Raw genomic sequence first — 17,094 nt, 5'->3', positions numbered from 1 at the left:
GGTGCACTGAGTCCAAGCGAACTGCACCAACACCGCTAAATTGTTAATGGAGAGAGTGGATAATTGATAACGACGCGATCAGACGCCGGCCTGACCGGAAAACTAAGAAGTCGCGTTCCCAATGTAGGCGCGGCCTCCTAGCTTTGATAATAAAGGCACCATCCCGCGCGTTATCAATTCTCAATTGTCCATTATCAATTATTCTGGTGCAGTTCGCCTCAGCCTCAGTGCGCCCTGCATAAAAGGCTTCTGGCGCCTTACTGCACCTGCACCGGCTGCACCAGCACCCAGGGCATCACTACCACCGTCCATAGGCCCTGATCGATCTCAAACCACTTGGCGGCCTGATCATCGGTGACCTTGTCTACCTGCCCCTTGTCCCGCCACAGAGACAGGGTGTCGGCCTGGTCTTCGGAAAACGCCAGTGCCACTTCGATCAGGTCCAGTTCTGGCGCCACATAGACAGTCTGGCCACGGGCAAAGAACGGCTGCAGCTCTTTCCAGCTGGCCTTGGCCGTTTCCTGATTGAGTTTGGCTTTGAGAATATCGCGATCTGCGGATGAATCAGACATGGGCGGCTCCGTGTTCAGGGCCGTGCATTATCCGTATTCGGGAGGGTGCAATCAAAGAGGGAAAAAGAACGCCCGCCACTTGGGGAATGGCGGGCGGGCTGTACCGGGGCCGAAATTGAACATCCGTGTTCGATTGCGTCCTTGCGAGATCCACTTTAGGGAAACCAGCAAGGCGGCATAAGACGCGATTTGCTACATCTTTTGTAAGCCATTTGCCATAGCAAGGTGTGGTTTTCGGCCTCGGCAAGCCAAGGCTTATTGCTGTAGGAACCCAGCCTAGCGAAGTAACAGCCGCAGGCTGGCCCGAAGGGGGGGCGAAGCGAATAACGCCGCTTGAGGCGCGAAGCCTTCTGGCACGAGGCTTTCATGTGCGACCGTGCCATTTCGCGCCTCAAGCGGCGCTCCTACAAAACAGCCAGCCAACGCTCCGGGGTCAGCGCCAGCGAATCTCACGGCTTGTCTCGCTGATTGGTCGCTGCCTGCGATCGAACAGCTGAAAGCTGGCCCCTTCGGCGCTGAAGCTCACTTCGGAAAAGGCGTTATCGCTGAATACCTCGCCGGGGACCTCCACCCGGCCCAGAGGCTTACCCCAGCCCCCATGGAGCACACCCGGCACCCGAATCATCGGGCGATACCAGCGGAACGCCCGCAGCGCTGTGGGCCAGAACAAACCGGAGCAGGTCCAGCTATGCACCTGCTTGCCACCATTTAACGTCAAACAGGCATACAGGGAGGCATGCACATCCCCACTCAGCACCACCAGCTTGTCGCTACGGCTGCGCCCCATGGCCTCCAGCAGACGCTGACGCTGGTGCTTGAAACCCTCCCAGGCATCCTTGCCACGGAACGGGCGTCGCTGCTCCGGGAACAACAGCACCGAGGTCACCAGCACCTTGATGCGGTCCGGATCACGATCCAGCCACTCGATAAAGGCCTGTTCCTGAATATCGCCGATCATGCGACGCTGCCAGGGCCAACGACTCAGTACCCGCTCGGTGCGCACATCCATGACAAAGAAATCTGCCGGCCCCCGGGAGAAGGTGTACCAGAAACGGTCCGGATCGCGATCCAGATAGGTGCCCGCCTGATTCAGGGGGGCCGCCGGAGAGTGGGACGCCTGGTAAATCTGATAGGCCTTGATGGCGGCGGGATATTTGCTGGTCCACAACTCAGCATTGGCCCGGGCCGGCCAGTTATTCTCGATCTCGTGATCGTCAAGGATCATGTAGCTGTTGGTATCGCGAAGCAGCTTGGCCAGATGCGGCTGGGAAAAGCTTTCCCGGTAAAGCGCATCAAAATCCTCACGGGTGGTGGCGGCACCTAACTTATACATGGAATCGGCATATACCTGATCTCCGCCGAAAAGCAAAAAATCCGGTTTCGAGGTATCCGCCCGCGACGACATTTCGGCAAAAATCTTGTCTGCCCGATCGTCCTGAATTTCACCATCCAGGCCGACAAACCGGTAGCAACAGGAGCCAAAAAAGAAACGCGTGGCATCCGCATCCGGCTGATTGGTAAGAAACTCCCCCTGATCTGCTGCTTCCCAGTCCAGCGCTACCTCATCTTCCGTGGCCACCCAGCCAGCCTGATATTCATAGCGGGTACCAGGCTGCAACTGATTGAGAATCACCACACCGGAGCCATCGAAGTTGCCATTAAGCCGAAACGTTCTCGCCGGTGACCAATCCGTGCTTCCCTTACGACGCCAGCGAATCCGCCCCCACAGCCATTTTTTTCCGGCTCCCAGCTTCCCTTTTGGCAGCGCACCGAACACTCTCACATGGGTGTCCACCGCCTCCCCTACCACCGGTCCTACGGCAAACCGGTTCACTCTTTGACTCATGGCTTATGTCCCCCCTGCATTGAGCCCCCCGGCCCACGCTGCTAGCATCACGGTTAAGCGGTGCAGGCAACCTCATGGTCACTCGTACGGGCCCGAAATAAACGGCACCCTCTGTCAGGAATAAAAACGTTGCTCAAGGATGCGAAAACTGCCTTTATTCTGCTTATTGCCTTGCTCTCACTCGGGCTGACATCAGCCGTCTGGGCTAACGGTCCCGAGCTGCAGATTATTGGCGAAAAGCAGGAAGAACTACACCCCTATCAAGGGCTGGATTACTTCTGTACCCCTGCGGCACAGTCGCCGACCATTAATGCCCTGCAAAAACGCCCGACCCTGCCCTGGCAATCCAGCCGGGGAGAAATGCCCAACCTGGGATTCACCAATCAGCACTGCTGGTTCCGATTTGCCGTGCGCAACCAGAACCCACGGCACAGCGACTGGCAGCTACTGGTTGATTACGCCATGCTCGGCGAGCTGGACGTCTACCAACTGGATGCCGGCGGCAACCTGGTCAATCACTTCCAGGCCGGCATGGACCGTGATTTTGCCGTACGGCCTGGCAACTACCCCACTCCCGCTTTCCCGCTGTCCCTGCCCAGCGGCAAGGACAGCAGTTTTTATCTCAAGGTCACCTCTCCTCACAGCATCCAGCTGCCGATACGACTGCTTAGCCACGATCAGTTCGCCCGATCCGCGCAGAACCAGACCATTATCCAGGGAATCTTTTTCGGCGGCATGCTGGTGATGATTCTCTATAACCTCTCGCTGTTCTTCTCCATACGCGAAAAGGTCTATCTGCTATATGTGTGCTGGTCGGCAGTGGTTACCCTGTTTCTGGCAGTACTGCACGGCTATGCCCACCGTTACTTGTGGCCGCACTCTCCGCTTGTCAGTCAGTACATCATTCACTACCTGCTACCCCTGATCGTGCTGCTGCCACCGTTGTTTACGCTGCATTTTCTGTCGCTGCGGGAAAAGGCGCCGCGCCTGGCGGCATGGCTGAAAGGCCTGGTAATCATCGGTACGCTGCTGTTCCTTGCCGCCCCCTTTACCAGCCGCGGTTTCCTGATTCCGATTTCCGTCAGCGCCATTCTGGTGATGGACTTCAGCATCTTGGTGGTAGGGCTGCTACGCACCCGCGCCGGCGACCCGGATGCCCGCATTTTCACTATTGCCTGGGCCTGCTTCATTACCGGTGTGGCGGCCATGGCGCTGAACAAATACGGCGTACTGCCGCGCACCGGCCTTACGGAAAACCTGGTCCAGACCGGCGTATTCCTGGAAGTCATTCTGCTGTCACTGGCGCTGGCCCGGCGCATCAGCCGGCTCAAGGAAGCCCATTCCGACTCCATTCGCGAAAAAGCCATTGCAGAAATGGAAGCCTTCAAGGCCGGCGCTCGTAACCATGCCAAGAGCGAGTTCCTGGCCACCATGAGCCATGAAATCCGCACCCCCATGAATGGCATCATGGGTATGACCGACTTGCTGCGTCGCACCTCCATGACCCAGCAGCAGGCTCAGTATGTGGGCACCATTTACCAGTCCACCCAGTCCCTGCTCACAGTGATCAACGACATTCTCGATTATTCCAAGATTGAATCCGGCAAGCTGGAGCTGGATTACCAGAGCGTTCAGCTGGAAAGCATTGTCGACGACTGTGTGCGGTTGTTTGCCCTGCGCTCCAGCGAGAAACAACTGCCGCTGTATATCCATATCGACAGCCGCGTACCGGAACGCATCAAAACCGATCCGATCCGGCTCAAGCAGATCATTACCAACCTGCTCAGCAATGCCTTCAAGTTCACCGAACGAGGTAATGTCTCTCTGCACGTCACCGTGAAACAACCGGTGAATGAAAAGAACCTGTGCGTGCTGATGTTTGAAGTGGTGGATACCGGTGTGGGCCTGGACGAAGGACAACAGAACAGTTTGTTCCAGGCATTTCACGAGCTATCCGGCAAGGGCAAACATACCGGCGCCGGTCTGGGGCTGGTGATCTGCAAACGACTGATCGAACTGCTCAACGGGGATATCGGTGTATCCAGCTCGCTGGGCCGCGGCGCCACCTTCTGGCTGTCCCTGCCAGTGGAAGTGGAAAAACCGCAAAGCAAACCGGTATTGCAAAACCGCAGCGCCCTGCTCATTTCCAATACCCCGGCCCAGTTGCTGAGCCTGTCCCAGATTCTCACACGCTGGGGGGCGAAGACCCTGGAATACCGTGATGTGGAAAGCGCTCTGGATCCGGCCAATCCGTCACGCCCGGTGGACTTTGTCATCGCCGAGCATGCGGTAATGGAGAACCCGCAGTATGTGCAACGGCTGAAGCAACACTTCCGTAACCCGGTGCTGGTACTGCTACACCCCACCGGCAAACCGCTGAGCGACAATCTGCCCGAGAACCTGTTGCTGATCGAAACCCCGTTCTCCTGTCAGGCCCTCAAACGCAGCCTGCTCACCGGCCATGACGAACAACTCGCCCAACAAAGTGCTGAAGAACCCGCCATCGTGTTGGACAAGGGCAACGCCCTGAACGTAATCGTGGCCGAAGACAACCCGGTCAACCAGCTGGTGATCGACAGCATTCTCAAATCCCTGGGTATCTACGCCACCCTGGTCAGCGACGGCGAACAGGCGCTGGAACTGGTTGGCGAACAACCCGGTTACTGGGACATCATCTTCATGGATTGTGAGATGCCGGTGATGGACGGTTACCAGGCAACCCGGGAAATCCGCACCCTGGAGCAGGAATCCACCGCTCACCCGCATTGCTGGATTATCGCCCTGTCAGCCCATGCCACCGGCGACTATGTACAGAAAGCCCGCGACGCCGGCGTGGACGACTACCTGAGCAAACCGGTTTCCCAGCAACAGGTGCGCGAAGCGCTCCATCGCGGTCAGGTCGCTACCCCATCAGGTATCTCTGGCTGAGCAAGCAACCCGGCACACACGGTAATCAGCTGTTTCACGCGAATGGGCTTGCCAAGGAAGGCATCGCAACCCGCGTCCATGCAGCGCTGGCGGTCCACCGCCAGTACGTTGGCCGTTAATGCCAGTATCGGGCCCGCAAAGCCACGGTCCCGTAGTGCCTGGGCGGCTTCATAACCGTCCATCACCGGCATCTGCATATCCAGCACCACCAGATCAAAACGGTCCTCGGCATAATAACGGCAGGCTTCGCGCCCATCCTCGGCTTCTACCACCTGCATCCCGGATTTCTCCAGCACTTTGCGAACAAACAAGCGATTCACCGCGTTATCTTCCACGAGTAATACCCGGCCTTTCAGCTCCATGGCGGTCCCTGCCAGTTCAGGCAACTGTTGGGCCGCTGCTGCCCGCATATCCACTTCGGTCGCCTGAGACAGTGGCATCACCAGGGAGAACTGGCTGCCCTTGTTCAGTTCACTGGACACTGAGATATCACCGCCCTGGGAACGGGCCAGCTGGCGGGCGATGCTTAACCCCAGCCCGGTTCCGGTATAGCGACGGGAATGGGACGCGTCCGCCTGGGAAAACGGCTGAAAAATCTTCTGTTGCTCCGCGTCACTGATACCAATACCGGAATCCTCCACCGACACCTGCAGTTGCTGCTCCACCTCCGACCAGCCAGCACAAACCTGAACATGGCCTTCCTCCGTGAACTTCACTGCATTGCCGACCAGATTCACCAGAATCTGGCGCAGCCGAAAGGCATCGCCACACACTGTCATCGGCATGCTCGAGAGATAATCCAGGCGCAGGTCAATCTGCTTTTCCTGCGCTCGCAATTGCAGGCTATCAACCACTTCATCCAGCAGCTCGGTCACGGAAAACAGACGCTGCTCGTTATGTAATTGCCCCGCCTCGATACGCGACAAATCCAGCACATCATTAATCAGTGCCAGCAGGGCATCGCCGTTGTGCTGGATAATGGTGAGATAGCGATTCTGATCTGCCTGGCTCAGGGAACCATCACGCAGCAACTCGGTATAACCGAGTATCGCCGTCATCGGGGTGCGGATTTCATGGCTGATATTCGCCAGGAACTGGCTCTTGGTCTGGCTTGCCTCCTCCGCCTGACGGCGGGCATCCGCCAACTGTGTCTGGGCGTGATTAATGCTGTCCACCATGGCATTGAAGTCTTCCGCCAGAGCGCCGATCTCATCATTACCCAGCACCGGCACCCGCTGATCCAGCGCCCCGCCTCGCGCAATGGATCGCACCGCGTTATGCACCAGATTCAAACGCCCGAACAGCATTGGCTGAATCCGGTAGTTGATCACCAGTACCGTCAGCCCGGCCAGCACCGCCATGATCAACCCGATCACCAATACCGACAGATTCAACGAGTTATAGCCATCGCGAGGCAGTTCCACCACCACTTCCAGCGGATTGCCGCCAAGGAAATCCGGCACCGGGAAACGGCCGAGAAGCTGCTTGTCCTCGGTCATGGTCAATCCCCGCAGCGGTTTCAGCGATTCCGGAACCTCGCGAACATAAAGCGCATGGCCCACCCGGTCTGACAGATAGCTCATCCAGTCACTGTCCAGCCACACCCCCAGCAGATAGGCCTGGCAGCCCATCTCCACCGCGGTGCTGAACAACAATGGGCGGCCCTCCACCTTCACCACCCCCCAGATCGGCATGCAGCCCTGCTCGTCAAAGCGCTCCGCCAGAGTGGCAAACACCGGAGAGGAAACCTTATCGGCGCCGTTATTCCAGACCACCGAGCTGCCACGCAGCTCCATCATCAGGTCCAGATAACCCAGCCCCCCCTGATTGCTGGGCGGGTGATCCGGTTGCTGGCTCCAGTCCTGGGCCCGCACCCGCAAGATGGAAAGCTGATCCAGAAAGGTAGCCTCCACCTTTTCCAGTTCCCGCTCGGCGTTGCGTTCGGTAAGGGTATCCACCAGCGACAGATTCACCCAATAAAGCGCCACAGTAGCCAGCACCACACAACAAGCCGCGGAAATTACCAGCAACCACCGAATGCGCACTCTCAGTGACATCGTTACCTTCCCCTGACCGGGTGGCCGGACGACAAAAGGTGCCGTCCCATGGCCTGCATGAGCTCCCGGAATCACTGTCTTGAAAGAATAATTTTGAGCCGAAACCCTAGCACAAGATTCCCCGCAGCGGGCCCCTGCCAGTATCAGCGGTGGGAGATGCCGCACAGCCGTTCACCCACAGGATGAAAAAGCCCCGCCGCACCCGTATCATAGGCCACCCTTTTTCCGGAATGACGACGTCGACCCCATGAGTGACACGCCCCGCAAAATCCTGGTGACCAGTGCCCTTCCCTACGCCAATGGCCCCATTCACCTGGGCCACCTGCTGGAATACATCCAGACCGATATCTGGGTCCGTTTCCAGAAACTGCGCGGTGAGCAGTGCATCTACGTGTGCGCCGACGATGCCCATGGCACCGCCATCATGCTCAAGGCGGAAGAAAACGGCATCACCCCGGAGCAACAAATTGCGCAAGTCAAAGCGGACCATGAACGGGACTTCGCCGACTTCCAGATCCAGTTCGACAACTACTACAGCACCCACAGCCCGGAAAACCGCGCGCTCTCGGAAATGGTGTTCCAGCGTAATAAAGACGCCGGCTATATCGTCGAGAAGACCATTACCCAGCTCTACGATCCGCAGAAAGGCATGTTCCTGGCGGACCGTTTCGTCAAGGGCACCTGCCCCAAGTGCAAGTCCGAAGACCAGTACGGCGACAACTGTGAAGTGTGCGGCGCCACTTACACCCCGGCGGACCTGATCAAGCCCTACTCCTCCGTGAGTGGCGCCACCCCGGTGGAAAAGGAAACTACCCAGCTGTTCTTCGATCTGCCCAAGTTCGAGTCGCTGCTGCGCGAATGGACCCGCTCCGGCGCCCTGCAGGAACAGGTGGCCAACAAGCTGCAGGAATGGATCGAAGATCTGCAGCCCTGGGATATCTCCCGCGAGGCCCCCTACTTCGGCTTCGAAATTCCCGGCTACCCGGGCAAGTTTTTCTACGTCTGGCTGGATGCCCCCATCGGCTACATGGCCAGCTTCCAGAACTACTGCGACCGCGAAGGCCTGAGCTTCGACGACTACTGGGGCAAGGAATCCACCGCCGAGCTGTACCATTTCATCGGCAAGGACATCATCAATTTCCACGGCCTATTCTGGCCCGCCATGCTCGACGGTGCCGGCCTGCGCAAACCCACTGCCATCTACAGCCACGGTTTCGTCACCGTGAACGGCGCCAAGATGTCCAAGTCCCGTGGCACCTTTATCAAGGCGCGCACTTACCTGGATCACCTGGGCCCGGAATACCTGCGCTACTATTTCGCCGCCAAGCTCTCAAGCCGTGTCGATGATTTCGACCTGAACCTGGAAGACTTCGCCCAGCGGGTGAACTCCGACCTGGTCGGCAAACTGGTGAACATCGCCAGCCGCACCGGCAACTTCGTGAAGAAATTCGGCGGCACGCTCAGCGACGAGCTGGACAACCCGCTGCTGGTGCGTGAAGTACAAGAAGCCGCCCCGCGCCTGGCCGAGTTCTACGAGAAGCGCGAATTCGGCAAGGCCATGCGCGAAATCATGGCCCTGGCCGACCACGCCAACGGCTACATCGCCGACAAGGCCCCCTGGACCCTGGCCAAGGAAGACGGCAAGGAACAGGAAGTGCTGGCCATCTGCAGCACGGCCATCAATGTCTTCCGCCTGCTGGTGATCTACCTGAAGCCGGTGTTGCCGGCGCTGGCCGAGCGCGCAGAAGCCTTCCTGCAGGTCGAGCCACTGACCTGGAGTGATAGCGACACCCTGCTGCTGGGCCACGAGATCGCCAAGTTCAAGCCGCTGCTGAACCGCATCGACATGGCGCAGATCGAAACCATGCTCAACGCCTCCAAGGAAGACGTACCGGCCAAACCGGCCAGCAAGAAAAACGAACCGAAAAAGGCCGACAACGTGGCAGATGACACCATCAGCATCGATGACTTCCTCAAGGTAAAACTGCGCGTGGCCCGCGTAGCCAAGGCCGCCCATGTGGAAGGGGCCGACAAGCTGTTGCAGCTCACCCTGGACGTGGGCGAGCTGGGCGAACGCAATGTCTTCGCCGGCATCAAGGCCAAATACAGCCCGGAAGATCTGGAAGGCAAACTGGTGGTGCTGGTGGCCAACCTGGCCCCGCGCAAGATGAAGTTCGGCGTCTCCGAAGGCATGGTACTTGCCGCCGGCCCCGGCGGTGACGACATCCATATCCTCAGCCCCGACAGCGGCGCCCAGCCGGGTATGGAAGTACGCTAACTCGAAGGGCCCTCTCGCGCGCTTGCGCAGGAGGGCCTGTCCTGTGCGGTTACCGCCATCTTTCCGGTCAGCCACGACGTACAATCGCTTTCCCCTTGCCCCGGGCAAGGTCTTTCACTCTACACTGTGAAAACGAAAAATAAGGGAGAGCGCTACCATGAACCGCCAGGCAACACTGACCCCCGACGCCATCCAGTCCAAGAAAGACACCGTCAGCGCAGAAGAATGGCAGCTGCGTGTGGATCTGGCCGCCGCCTACCGGCTTATCGCCCTGCACGGCTGGGACGACCTGATCTTTACCCACCTGTCAGCACGCATTCCCGGTGACGAGCATCACTTCCTGATCAACCCCTACGGCATGATGTTCGACGAGATCACCGCCTCCAGCCTGGTGCGCGTGGATCAGGCCGGCAACAAACTCGACGACAGCGACTTCGACATCAACCCGGCCGGCTTCACCATCCACAGCGCCATCCACGCCGTGCGCGACGATGCCAACTGCGTCATGCACACCCACACCATCGCCGGTGTGGCGGTATCCGCCCAGCAGGAAGGCCTGCTCGCCCTGTCCCAGCAAAGCCTATTCCCGCTGGCCAGCCTGGCCTACCACGACTACGAAGGCGTGGCCCTGCGCGAAGACGAAAAGGCCCGCCTGCAGGCAGACCTGGGCGACGCCAACTTCATGATCCTGCGCAACCATGGGCTTCTTACCGTGGGCAGCAGTATTGCCGATGCCTTTCTGGGCATGTTCATCCTGCAGCGCGCCTGCGAAATCCAGCTCCAGGCCCTGTCCGGCAACCGCCCGCTCACTCCGATCCCCGATGGCATCGTCAACACCATCAAACAGCAAGCCTCCCAGGTCACCAAAGGCATGGGCGGCAACCTGGCCTGGCCCGGCCTGCTACGCAAACTGGACCGCCAGAACCCCGGCTACGCGGACTAAGCACCTGTTTAACGCGCTAGTCGAGAGCCAAGATTATTTACAGAACCTTTCACTCCCCCTACGACCTCTCTAGAGGGTTCCCTCTCCCTTGAGGGGAGAGGGACAGGGAGAGGGTGAAAGGCCTACCAGACAATGGATGGCGCTGGCTCAATTGCCCAAACACCCCACCCAAATCTGTTTCCTCTCCCCTATTCCCCCTGTCAAAGCAGGCCAAAACCGGCCAACCTATACAGAAAGGCGACTTCCGTTAATTGTCTTGCTCGACGGGTATACGCAATGTGTAGGCATTGAAAGACACCGTCTACCGAGGTTACCGATGACACAGTCACTGGACGCACTCTGGGAAAAAGTCCGCGCACAGAAAACCCGGATTCCCTCTCTCTATGGCGATATCGATTTCGATGTCACCCCGGAGCGTTTCACCGATTCCATGGACATCCGCAGCACCCTGCCGAGCCATTTCGCCAACAAGTACCGCGAGAAGATCCTCGCCGACAATGAAAAGGTTGAACGCGCCCGTGCCTATACCTTGCTGGGCGACACCGTGGCCGATGCCTACGCGGCCCTGATGCCCGAATACAGCTTTCGCGACCTGATCGGCATGCTCAAGAAAGCCTGCGACGAAGGGCTCGACGCAGTCCCCGAGGCGCCACAGGAACTGGTGGACTTCATCACCGCCATGGAAACCACCCCGGACTGGGTGGACATGGACCTGGTGCGCGAAGGCGCCCGTCTGAGCCGCAATCAGATGGCCAACCTGGCTCCCTACGTGATCCGTGGCGCCTTCGTGGCCACCTTTATGAACAAGTACTCCGGCCTGCCCATGGCCATCACCGGCACCCTGGCCAACGATTCGGTAAACCGGCGCATCAACGAAACCGCCAGCTTCTTCACCACCGCCACCCTGCCCGGCGCCCTGGAACGCTTCGGCCCCGGCTTCAAGGCCGCCGCCATGGTCCGCCTGATGCACTCCATGGTCCGCTTCAACATCCTCAAGCGGGTAAAAAAATGGGACCCGGCCATCTACGGCATCCCCATCCCCCAGGTCGACCAGATGCCCGCCGGCACCATGCCCGCCTACCTGACCGCCTTCAAGGCCATGCGCAAGGGCCGCAAACACTTCACCCGTAACGAGCGGGCCATCGTCGAACTGTCCCGCTACCAGTGCTTCCTGCTGGGCCTGCCCGAAGAACTGCTACCCGCCGAGGCGCCGGACATCATCGACACCATGCTCACCTATTCCGGCACCCTGCGCGAAGGGTACGATGACGAGACCTGCGGCGAACTCACCCGCGCCACCATGTCCGTCTACCGCCCGAAAGACGACAAGCTCACCAGCAAGGTCCACAACCTGGTAGAGCGCAGCGTCTCCAAGGTGTTCTTCAACCAGGCATTTCTCGGCAAAAACGACAAATCAAAAGCGAAAGAAATGGGCGTGGAGCCGCACCTGATCGACTACGCCCTGTCCAGCATCGGCACGCTATTCATCATGCCCCGCCTGATCGCCTACCGGACCCTGCAAGACATTCCCGTGGCCAACAAGATCGCGGACAGGATACTGGTCAGGCGCATCAACGAGTTGCTGGTGGACTATGGCCATGCGGAATTCACCACCGATGCGGCGCAATACACTCCCACCATCAAGAACGCCACCTGATCCTGCATTAATGCCCTGCTACGACAGCGGCAAAGAGCCACAAAAAAGCCCCCTTAATCAGGGGGCTTTTTTATCATCAGGCCACAGCATGCGAAACAGGAAGCGCGCGATTCAAGGGTAACGGTCAACCCAGACTACACACCCAGATACTCCCCGATCAGAAACGCATCCCCCTGCCCTTCCTGCTTGCCAAAGTAGCTCACCGGATCACGCTCACCGTTCTCGATAGAGCCGACCTCACAATCAATGCCATATTGCTTGGCAAGATCATTGAACAGGGTGACCGGCGTTTTCAGCTGCGCTTTTTTCTTCACCGGCTGGCTGATACCCAGTTGCCAGTCCTCACAATCGTCACTCTCGCAGTCATTGATCAAAGTGACGTTGCCGCCTGCTTCGCTCTCATCCACATAGGCCTGCAGCGCCGCCTGTAGGTCAGGCAGATTGCGCTTGAGCTTCTTTTCCTGCTTTTCATCCAGGCGATCACAGGCGACGAGGAGGTATACGAGCATATCTGGGTCCGGGGTTGGGGCTTTGGGGGTATTTTACCACAGTGGGGCGGTTTGTTGGTTTCAGTAGAGAACCGATGCAGGACTGACTACGAGTCGTAGAAGCAAGAAATTTTTAGCCGCTTGACGCACGGAGCAAGACCTCGCATTCCTCATGTTCCGATACTGCCGGTGCTTTCCCTGATTATTCTATGGAGAAATATGCATCTACTCTGGTTAGGAGAAGATGCCCACTAAAATGGGGAAACTACATATCCTGCCTGCTCACCCTTGTTCATCCGCCTAACTTAAAAATACAAAAACAAAAAAAGAAAACAAGCCAGCAAATGATGTTATTAATGTAACCCTTTTGAGCTTAGGTGTTTGCCAAGCCATAATAAAACCCGAAACGAGTAAAGCAACGATGGAAATAGCAAGAACCACAGCATAAAATTTAAAAGCTATGCCGCCTTTAGCCTTGTGGAGTTGAACCAGGCTTCTGTACCAATCAGTGCGTTTAACAGTGAGCTTGGCGATCAACGGATCTTCAGTTGGCTCTAAGACTACGTCTTTAGAAGAGCCTGTCCATTCAAGGAGAAAGTGACTGCCATAGGCCTTGAGCTTTGGCTGACCTTCAGGATACTCAATCACAAGGTCATCGAGCTCTAACTGAGCAAGGTTTATTAATTCACTAAGGTTTGACTGTACAGGCTTACTAAGTTTCACTTCATAGACATCATTTTTGTATCCCCCTTTTACACTCCAAGTATACAAGGCCCCCGTAACCATAAACATTATCGCGGCAGGAAAAATAAACGCTGCAAGCAATGCATGGGCTTTCATCAGCTTCATTCTATCCATCATTCATTTTCCGTACATTGAGATTTTATTTTTATCCTAACGCCAAAAGCAGCGGCCGAGCGTAGCGAGGTCCAGCCCCGCAGGGGCGATGCTGCCTTTTCTTGTTAAATGCTGACCGCTACTGAGGAATTTCAATTTCGGCTAGCTCCATTTGCTTCTTGGGATTCCAGTTCTCCGGCATAGTCTTCTTACTACCCCACCACTCACATCTGTTTTCAACGACCCACTCACGACGAACCTTTGCAAGATGGCCCGGTGTTGAATTCTGATCATATTCCACACCTGATTCAGAGCCACAGCAGTCACAAATTTCAAATGTGGTGCAGTTGAATTCATCAAGAACGATTACATCTGCAAAACCGCAAACGGGGCAGCCTTTCTTATTCATACTCATAGCATTTAACGCCCGCCATTATGCGCTTGTCGCATGCATGGCATTGTTATGTTGTAGCTAATTTTCATCTCGCAACCGTTCTCTTGCTGCTGAGATAATTTCGGCCCAATTGTCTGAAAACGGCTCAGACAGAATCTCCTCAAGCGTACAGGATAGATTCCAGAGAGCCCTTTCTTCAGCCTGATCTTGAATGTCGAGCACATCTTCGGATGAGAACCTAGAAAGAAGATCAAATAAGACTAAGGCTTCGTCTTTCGTCAGCTCGACCTTTACTTCTTCCATATACCCCTCAAACAACATAACGCAGAGCACAGCGGCAGCCTGCGGCGAAGCCGCGTCTAGGCTGTCCAGCCCCGAAGGGGCGATGCTGGTGCGTTTTGTTATAGCTTTTCGATTTCATTAAATGTTGCCGCTAACTCTTGCAGTTCTCCGGTTTCGTGAAGCCACAAAAACACTTTGTTTAGTAACTGGCCCGACTCTTTGATGAATACCATTTGATCGCCTAGACCGTTGTTTGCAATTGCTATCGCTCCTTCTGGGAAATTGCCAAAGCCTTTACATGACTCAGTTTCATTGATTATGTGATTGCAAGTACGTGAAAGCCTCTTTTTATCAGAGGTATCTCTAATGGGGTAAAACTCCCAATCATCCTCTTCTGTTGATGCTTCCCCGCCATTATCCAATTTCATTGCTTCACGATATTCGTACGGCAATTTTGCTCCCAATTCTTTTTCAGTTTGGGCTAATTGATCTTCTGACAAGTTAAAAGGCACTTATGTCTCCGAGGCTATAACAGCGTATTAATTAGAACGTTCCGCATAACCCGGTTCCGTATAACTCTGGAACCCTAATCCCGGCCCCGAAAGAAAATCCTGCCATAACAATCGCTTGGCAGGCTATAGCCAATTTCCTACACGGAGTTATGCGGAACCTTCCTTATAACTCCTTTCCTTTGAACTCGGAGACAGAAAAACCAAAGCCCCACTAAATCAACATGTTGGCATTTCCCTTTCCGGGTTCAACGGAAGCTTCCGTTGAAAAGGGGAATCGCAATCCCTATTTGCTGAACACCCCCCTTGCCAGGAATGCCTTCACCTGCTCAATTACCTCCCCATTGCGCATCATGAACGGATGCGTCACCGGCAACACCAGATGATCCTGCATGCCTTCGACTTTGGTTCTTTCCACGGTGACCTTGCCGTCATTGGGGCCGGGTAATTGGGTGGAGAGCAGAAAGTTGATGGTGTCGCTACCGGCGATGACGCCCAGGGGGAAGTCCACCGAGCCGAGCTGGTTGGGCACGCTGTCGGGGCCGGTGCCCATCTGGCTGCCGGCGGGGCCGTTGAACCACTGGAATGGGGCCCAGTCACCCAGACTGTCCACTACTTCACTGCCCTGGTTGGGCGGGCCGAGCATGACAGCGCGGCCCATTCTCTCGATGGTGTGCTGGCTGAGGTACTGGCGTAGCAGGATGCCACCCATTGAGTGGGTGACGAAGTGGATGGGGCCGGTGGCCGGGCATTTAGCCAGGGCTTTGGGCAGGGTGTCTGCGGCGAGGGTCTGGATGTCTTTTTTGGTGGAGGGGTAGCCCTGGTTCACTACGGTGTAGCCGGTGTTCGCCAGGGCCTTTTCCATTTTCTTCATGGCGTGGGCAGTTCTGGCCAGGCCATGGAGCAGGATGACGCATTGAGGGTTCTGGGTTTTCATTGTTGTGCCCTCGGTATTCAGCAAGGCCGTTCCCCCTCTCCCTGTCCCTCTCCCGCAAGGGGAGAGGGGACTCTCCATAAAGGTTTGGCTGCAGCCCTCATCTCTTGAGTGAATGGCATCGGCAAGAAGACTAGGGCTAAAACAGGCCCACAACAGCAAGCCTGCTAACAACCTCATAAAGTGTACCAGTTGCCATTCAGGGCTAGCCAAGTTGATCCAGGGCGGACGACAGCCGCGCCACTGCCGCATCCACATCCCCCAACTTGTCCAGGCCGAACAGGCCCACGCGAAAGGTCTTGAAGTCCGCTGGTTCGTCACACATTAGCGGTACACCGCCGGCGGTCTGCAGGCCGAGCTGAACGAAGGCGGCGCCACTCTTGATAGTGTCGTTGTCGGTGTAGCACACCACCACGCCGGGGGCTTCAAAGCCGGGGGCGGCAACGCTGGCGAAGCCGTGTTTGGCCATCAGCTCGCGCACGCCGGAGCCCAGCTTCCACTGGCGCTCTTTCACGGCGGTGAGCCCTTCCTTCATGGTTTCCAGCATGGTGTCACGGAAGCCGCGCAGGGCATCGGTGGGCATGGTGGCGTGGTAGGCGTGGCCGCCGTTTTCGTAGGCGATCATGATGTCGCGCCATTTGCGCAGATCGCAGGCGAAGCTGGTGCTGGTGGTTTCGTGCAGGCGCTGGTCGGCGGCTTCGCTGAGCATCACCAGGGCGCTACAGGGCGAGGAGCTCCAGCCTTTCTGGGGGGCGCTGATGAGTACGTCCACACCGACCTTTTTCATGTCCACCCAGATGGTGCCGGAAGCAATGCAGTCCAGCACGAACAGGCCGCCCACGCTGTGCACGGCATCGGCCACCTGTTTCAGGTAGTCGTCCGGCAGGATGATGCCGGAGGCGGTTTCCACATGGGGGGCGAACACCATGGCCGGCTTTTCGGCCTTGATGGTGTCGACCACCTGCTCGATGGGTGCCGGGGCGAACGGTGCCTGGGGCTGGTCGCTGATGGGGGCGGCCTTCAATACGGTCTCTTTGCACGGGATGTTGCCCATCTCAAAGATCTGGCTCCAGCGGAAGCTGAAGAAGCCGTTACGGATCACCAGGCAATGCTGGTCGGTGGCGAACTGACGGGCCACTGCTTCCATGCCGAAGCTGCCGCCGCCGGGCACCACTGTAACCGAGTGGGCGTTGTAGACCTGCTTCAGGTTGCTGGAAATATCCCGCATCACCTGCTGGAAACGCTGGGACATATGGTTCAGGGAGCGGTCGGTGAAAACCACCGAATACTCAAGCAGGCCGTCTCGGTCAAAGTCACGGGGCAAATCTGTCACTGGGGGTCACCTCTGCAGCAACCGGCGCTGGCCGGT

General features: G+C 57.2%; 14 protein-coding genes. 4 read left to right on the top strand and 10 right to left on the bottom strand.

Annotated elements, in window-relative coordinates; genetic code table 11:
* Window positions 1-257: 257 nt before the first annotated feature.
* Entirely contained in the window at window positions 258-572 is a 315-nt protein-coding gene (locus tag ACMG4M_RS07650; protein WP_272979952.1) for a DUF2288 domain-containing protein, read from the bottom strand.
* Between the two features lie 433 nt (window positions 573-1,005).
* Window positions 1,006-2,418, bottom strand: a complete 1,413-nt coding sequence (locus ACMG4M_RS07645) for an alkaline phosphatase D family protein (protein ID WP_414431073.1) — start codon at window positions 2,416-2,418, stop codon at window positions 1,006-1,008.
* A 129-nt stretch (window positions 2,419-2,547) separates the two neighbouring features.
* On the opposite strand from ACMG4M_RS07645, the gene ACMG4M_RS07640 reads away from it, so the two are divergent.
* Complete coding sequence (locus tag ACMG4M_RS07640) at window positions 2,548-5,346, top strand: 7TM diverse intracellular signaling domain-containing protein (RefSeq protein ID WP_414431072.1); 2,799 nt, start codon at window positions 2,548-2,550, stop codon at window positions 5,344-5,346.
* Here the strand turns inward: ACMG4M_RS07640 and ACMG4M_RS07635 are convergent.
* Window positions 5,313-7,403, bottom strand: a complete 2,091-nt coding sequence (locus ACMG4M_RS07635; protein WP_414431071.1) for an ATP-binding protein — start codon at window positions 7,401-7,403, stop codon at window positions 5,313-5,315. The genes ACMG4M_RS07640 and ACMG4M_RS07635 overlap by 34 nt on opposite strands.
* Before the next feature lie 247 nt (window positions 7,404-7,650).
* Here ACMG4M_RS07635 and metG point away from each other — a divergent pair, with 247 nt between their 5' ends.
* From metG to ACMG4M_RS07620, 3 genes are all read left to right on the top strand, one after another.
* Window positions 7,651-9,681 (top strand): methionine--tRNA ligase, encoded by a 2,031-nt coding sequence (gene metG, locus ACMG4M_RS07630; RefSeq protein WP_349379943.1) that lies wholly within the window; start codon window positions 7,651-7,653, stop codon window positions 9,679-9,681.
* Between the two features lie 157 nt (window positions 9,682-9,838).
* The gene (locus ACMG4M_RS07625; RefSeq protein WP_349379942.1) at window positions 9,839-10,624 is read left to right on the top strand and encodes a class II aldolase/adducin family protein; all 786 of its coding nucleotides are present in this window, start codon (window positions 9,839-9,841) and stop codon (window positions 10,622-10,624) included.
* Window positions 10,625-10,940: 316 nt separating this feature from the next.
* On the top strand, window positions 10,941-12,281 hold the full coding sequence (locus tag ACMG4M_RS07620; protein WP_414431070.1) for an oxygenase MpaB family protein: 1,341 nt from the start codon (window positions 10,941-10,943) through the stop codon (window positions 12,279-12,281).
* A 134-nt stretch (window positions 12,282-12,415) separates the two neighbouring features.
* Here ACMG4M_RS07620 and ACMG4M_RS07615 read toward each other — a convergent pair whose 3' ends face one another.
* The 7 genes from ACMG4M_RS07615 to ACMG4M_RS07585 form a co-directional block, all read right to left on the bottom strand.
* Window positions 12,416-12,790 (bottom strand): hypothetical protein, encoded by a 375-nt coding sequence (locus tag ACMG4M_RS07615; protein ID WP_414431069.1) that lies wholly within the window; start codon window positions 12,788-12,790, stop codon window positions 12,416-12,418.
* Between the two features lie 279 nt (window positions 12,791-13,069).
* The gene (locus ACMG4M_RS07610) at window positions 13,070-13,630 is read right to left on the bottom strand and encodes a PepSY domain-containing protein (RefSeq protein ID WP_035249516.1); all 561 of its coding nucleotides are present in this window, start codon (window positions 13,628-13,630) and stop codon (window positions 13,070-13,072) included.
* Window positions 13,631-13,745: 115 nt separating this feature from the next.
* A complete protein-coding gene (locus ACMG4M_RS07605) occupies window positions 13,746-14,015 on the bottom strand; it encodes a hypothetical protein (protein WP_414431068.1) in 270 nt (89 codons plus the stop codon).
* A 63-nt stretch (window positions 14,016-14,078) separates the two neighbouring features.
* On the bottom strand, window positions 14,079-14,303 hold the full coding sequence (locus tag ACMG4M_RS07600) for a hypothetical protein (protein WP_414431067.1): 225 nt from the start codon (window positions 14,301-14,303) through the stop codon (window positions 14,079-14,081).
* Window positions 14,304-14,401: 98 nt separating this feature from the next.
* Window positions 14,402-14,794: an SMI1/KNR4 family protein gene (locus ACMG4M_RS07595; protein ID WP_039926702.1), complete on the bottom strand. Its 393-nt coding sequence runs from the start codon at window positions 14,792-14,794 to the stop codon at window positions 14,402-14,404.
* 283 nt (window positions 14,795-15,077) lie between these two features.
* On the bottom strand, window positions 15,078-15,728 hold the full coding sequence (locus ACMG4M_RS07590; protein WP_414431066.1) for an esterase/lipase family protein: 651 nt from the start codon (window positions 15,726-15,728) through the stop codon (window positions 15,078-15,080).
* 202 nt (window positions 15,729-15,930) lie between these two features.
* Window positions 15,931-17,058, bottom strand: a complete 1,128-nt coding sequence (locus ACMG4M_RS07585; RefSeq protein WP_414431065.1) for an aminotransferase class V-fold PLP-dependent enzyme — start codon at window positions 17,056-17,058, stop codon at window positions 15,931-15,933.
* Window positions 17,059-17,094: the final 36 nt, after the last annotated feature.

This window comes from Alcanivorax sp. IL3 (assembly GCF_047495465.1).
Lineage (GTDB): Bacteria > Pseudomonadota > Gammaproteobacteria > Pseudomonadales > Alcanivoracaceae > Alcanivorax > Alcanivorax jadensis.
Note: the sequence above shows the minus strand (reverse complement) of the source record. Positions and strands in the feature narration are given on the sequence as shown.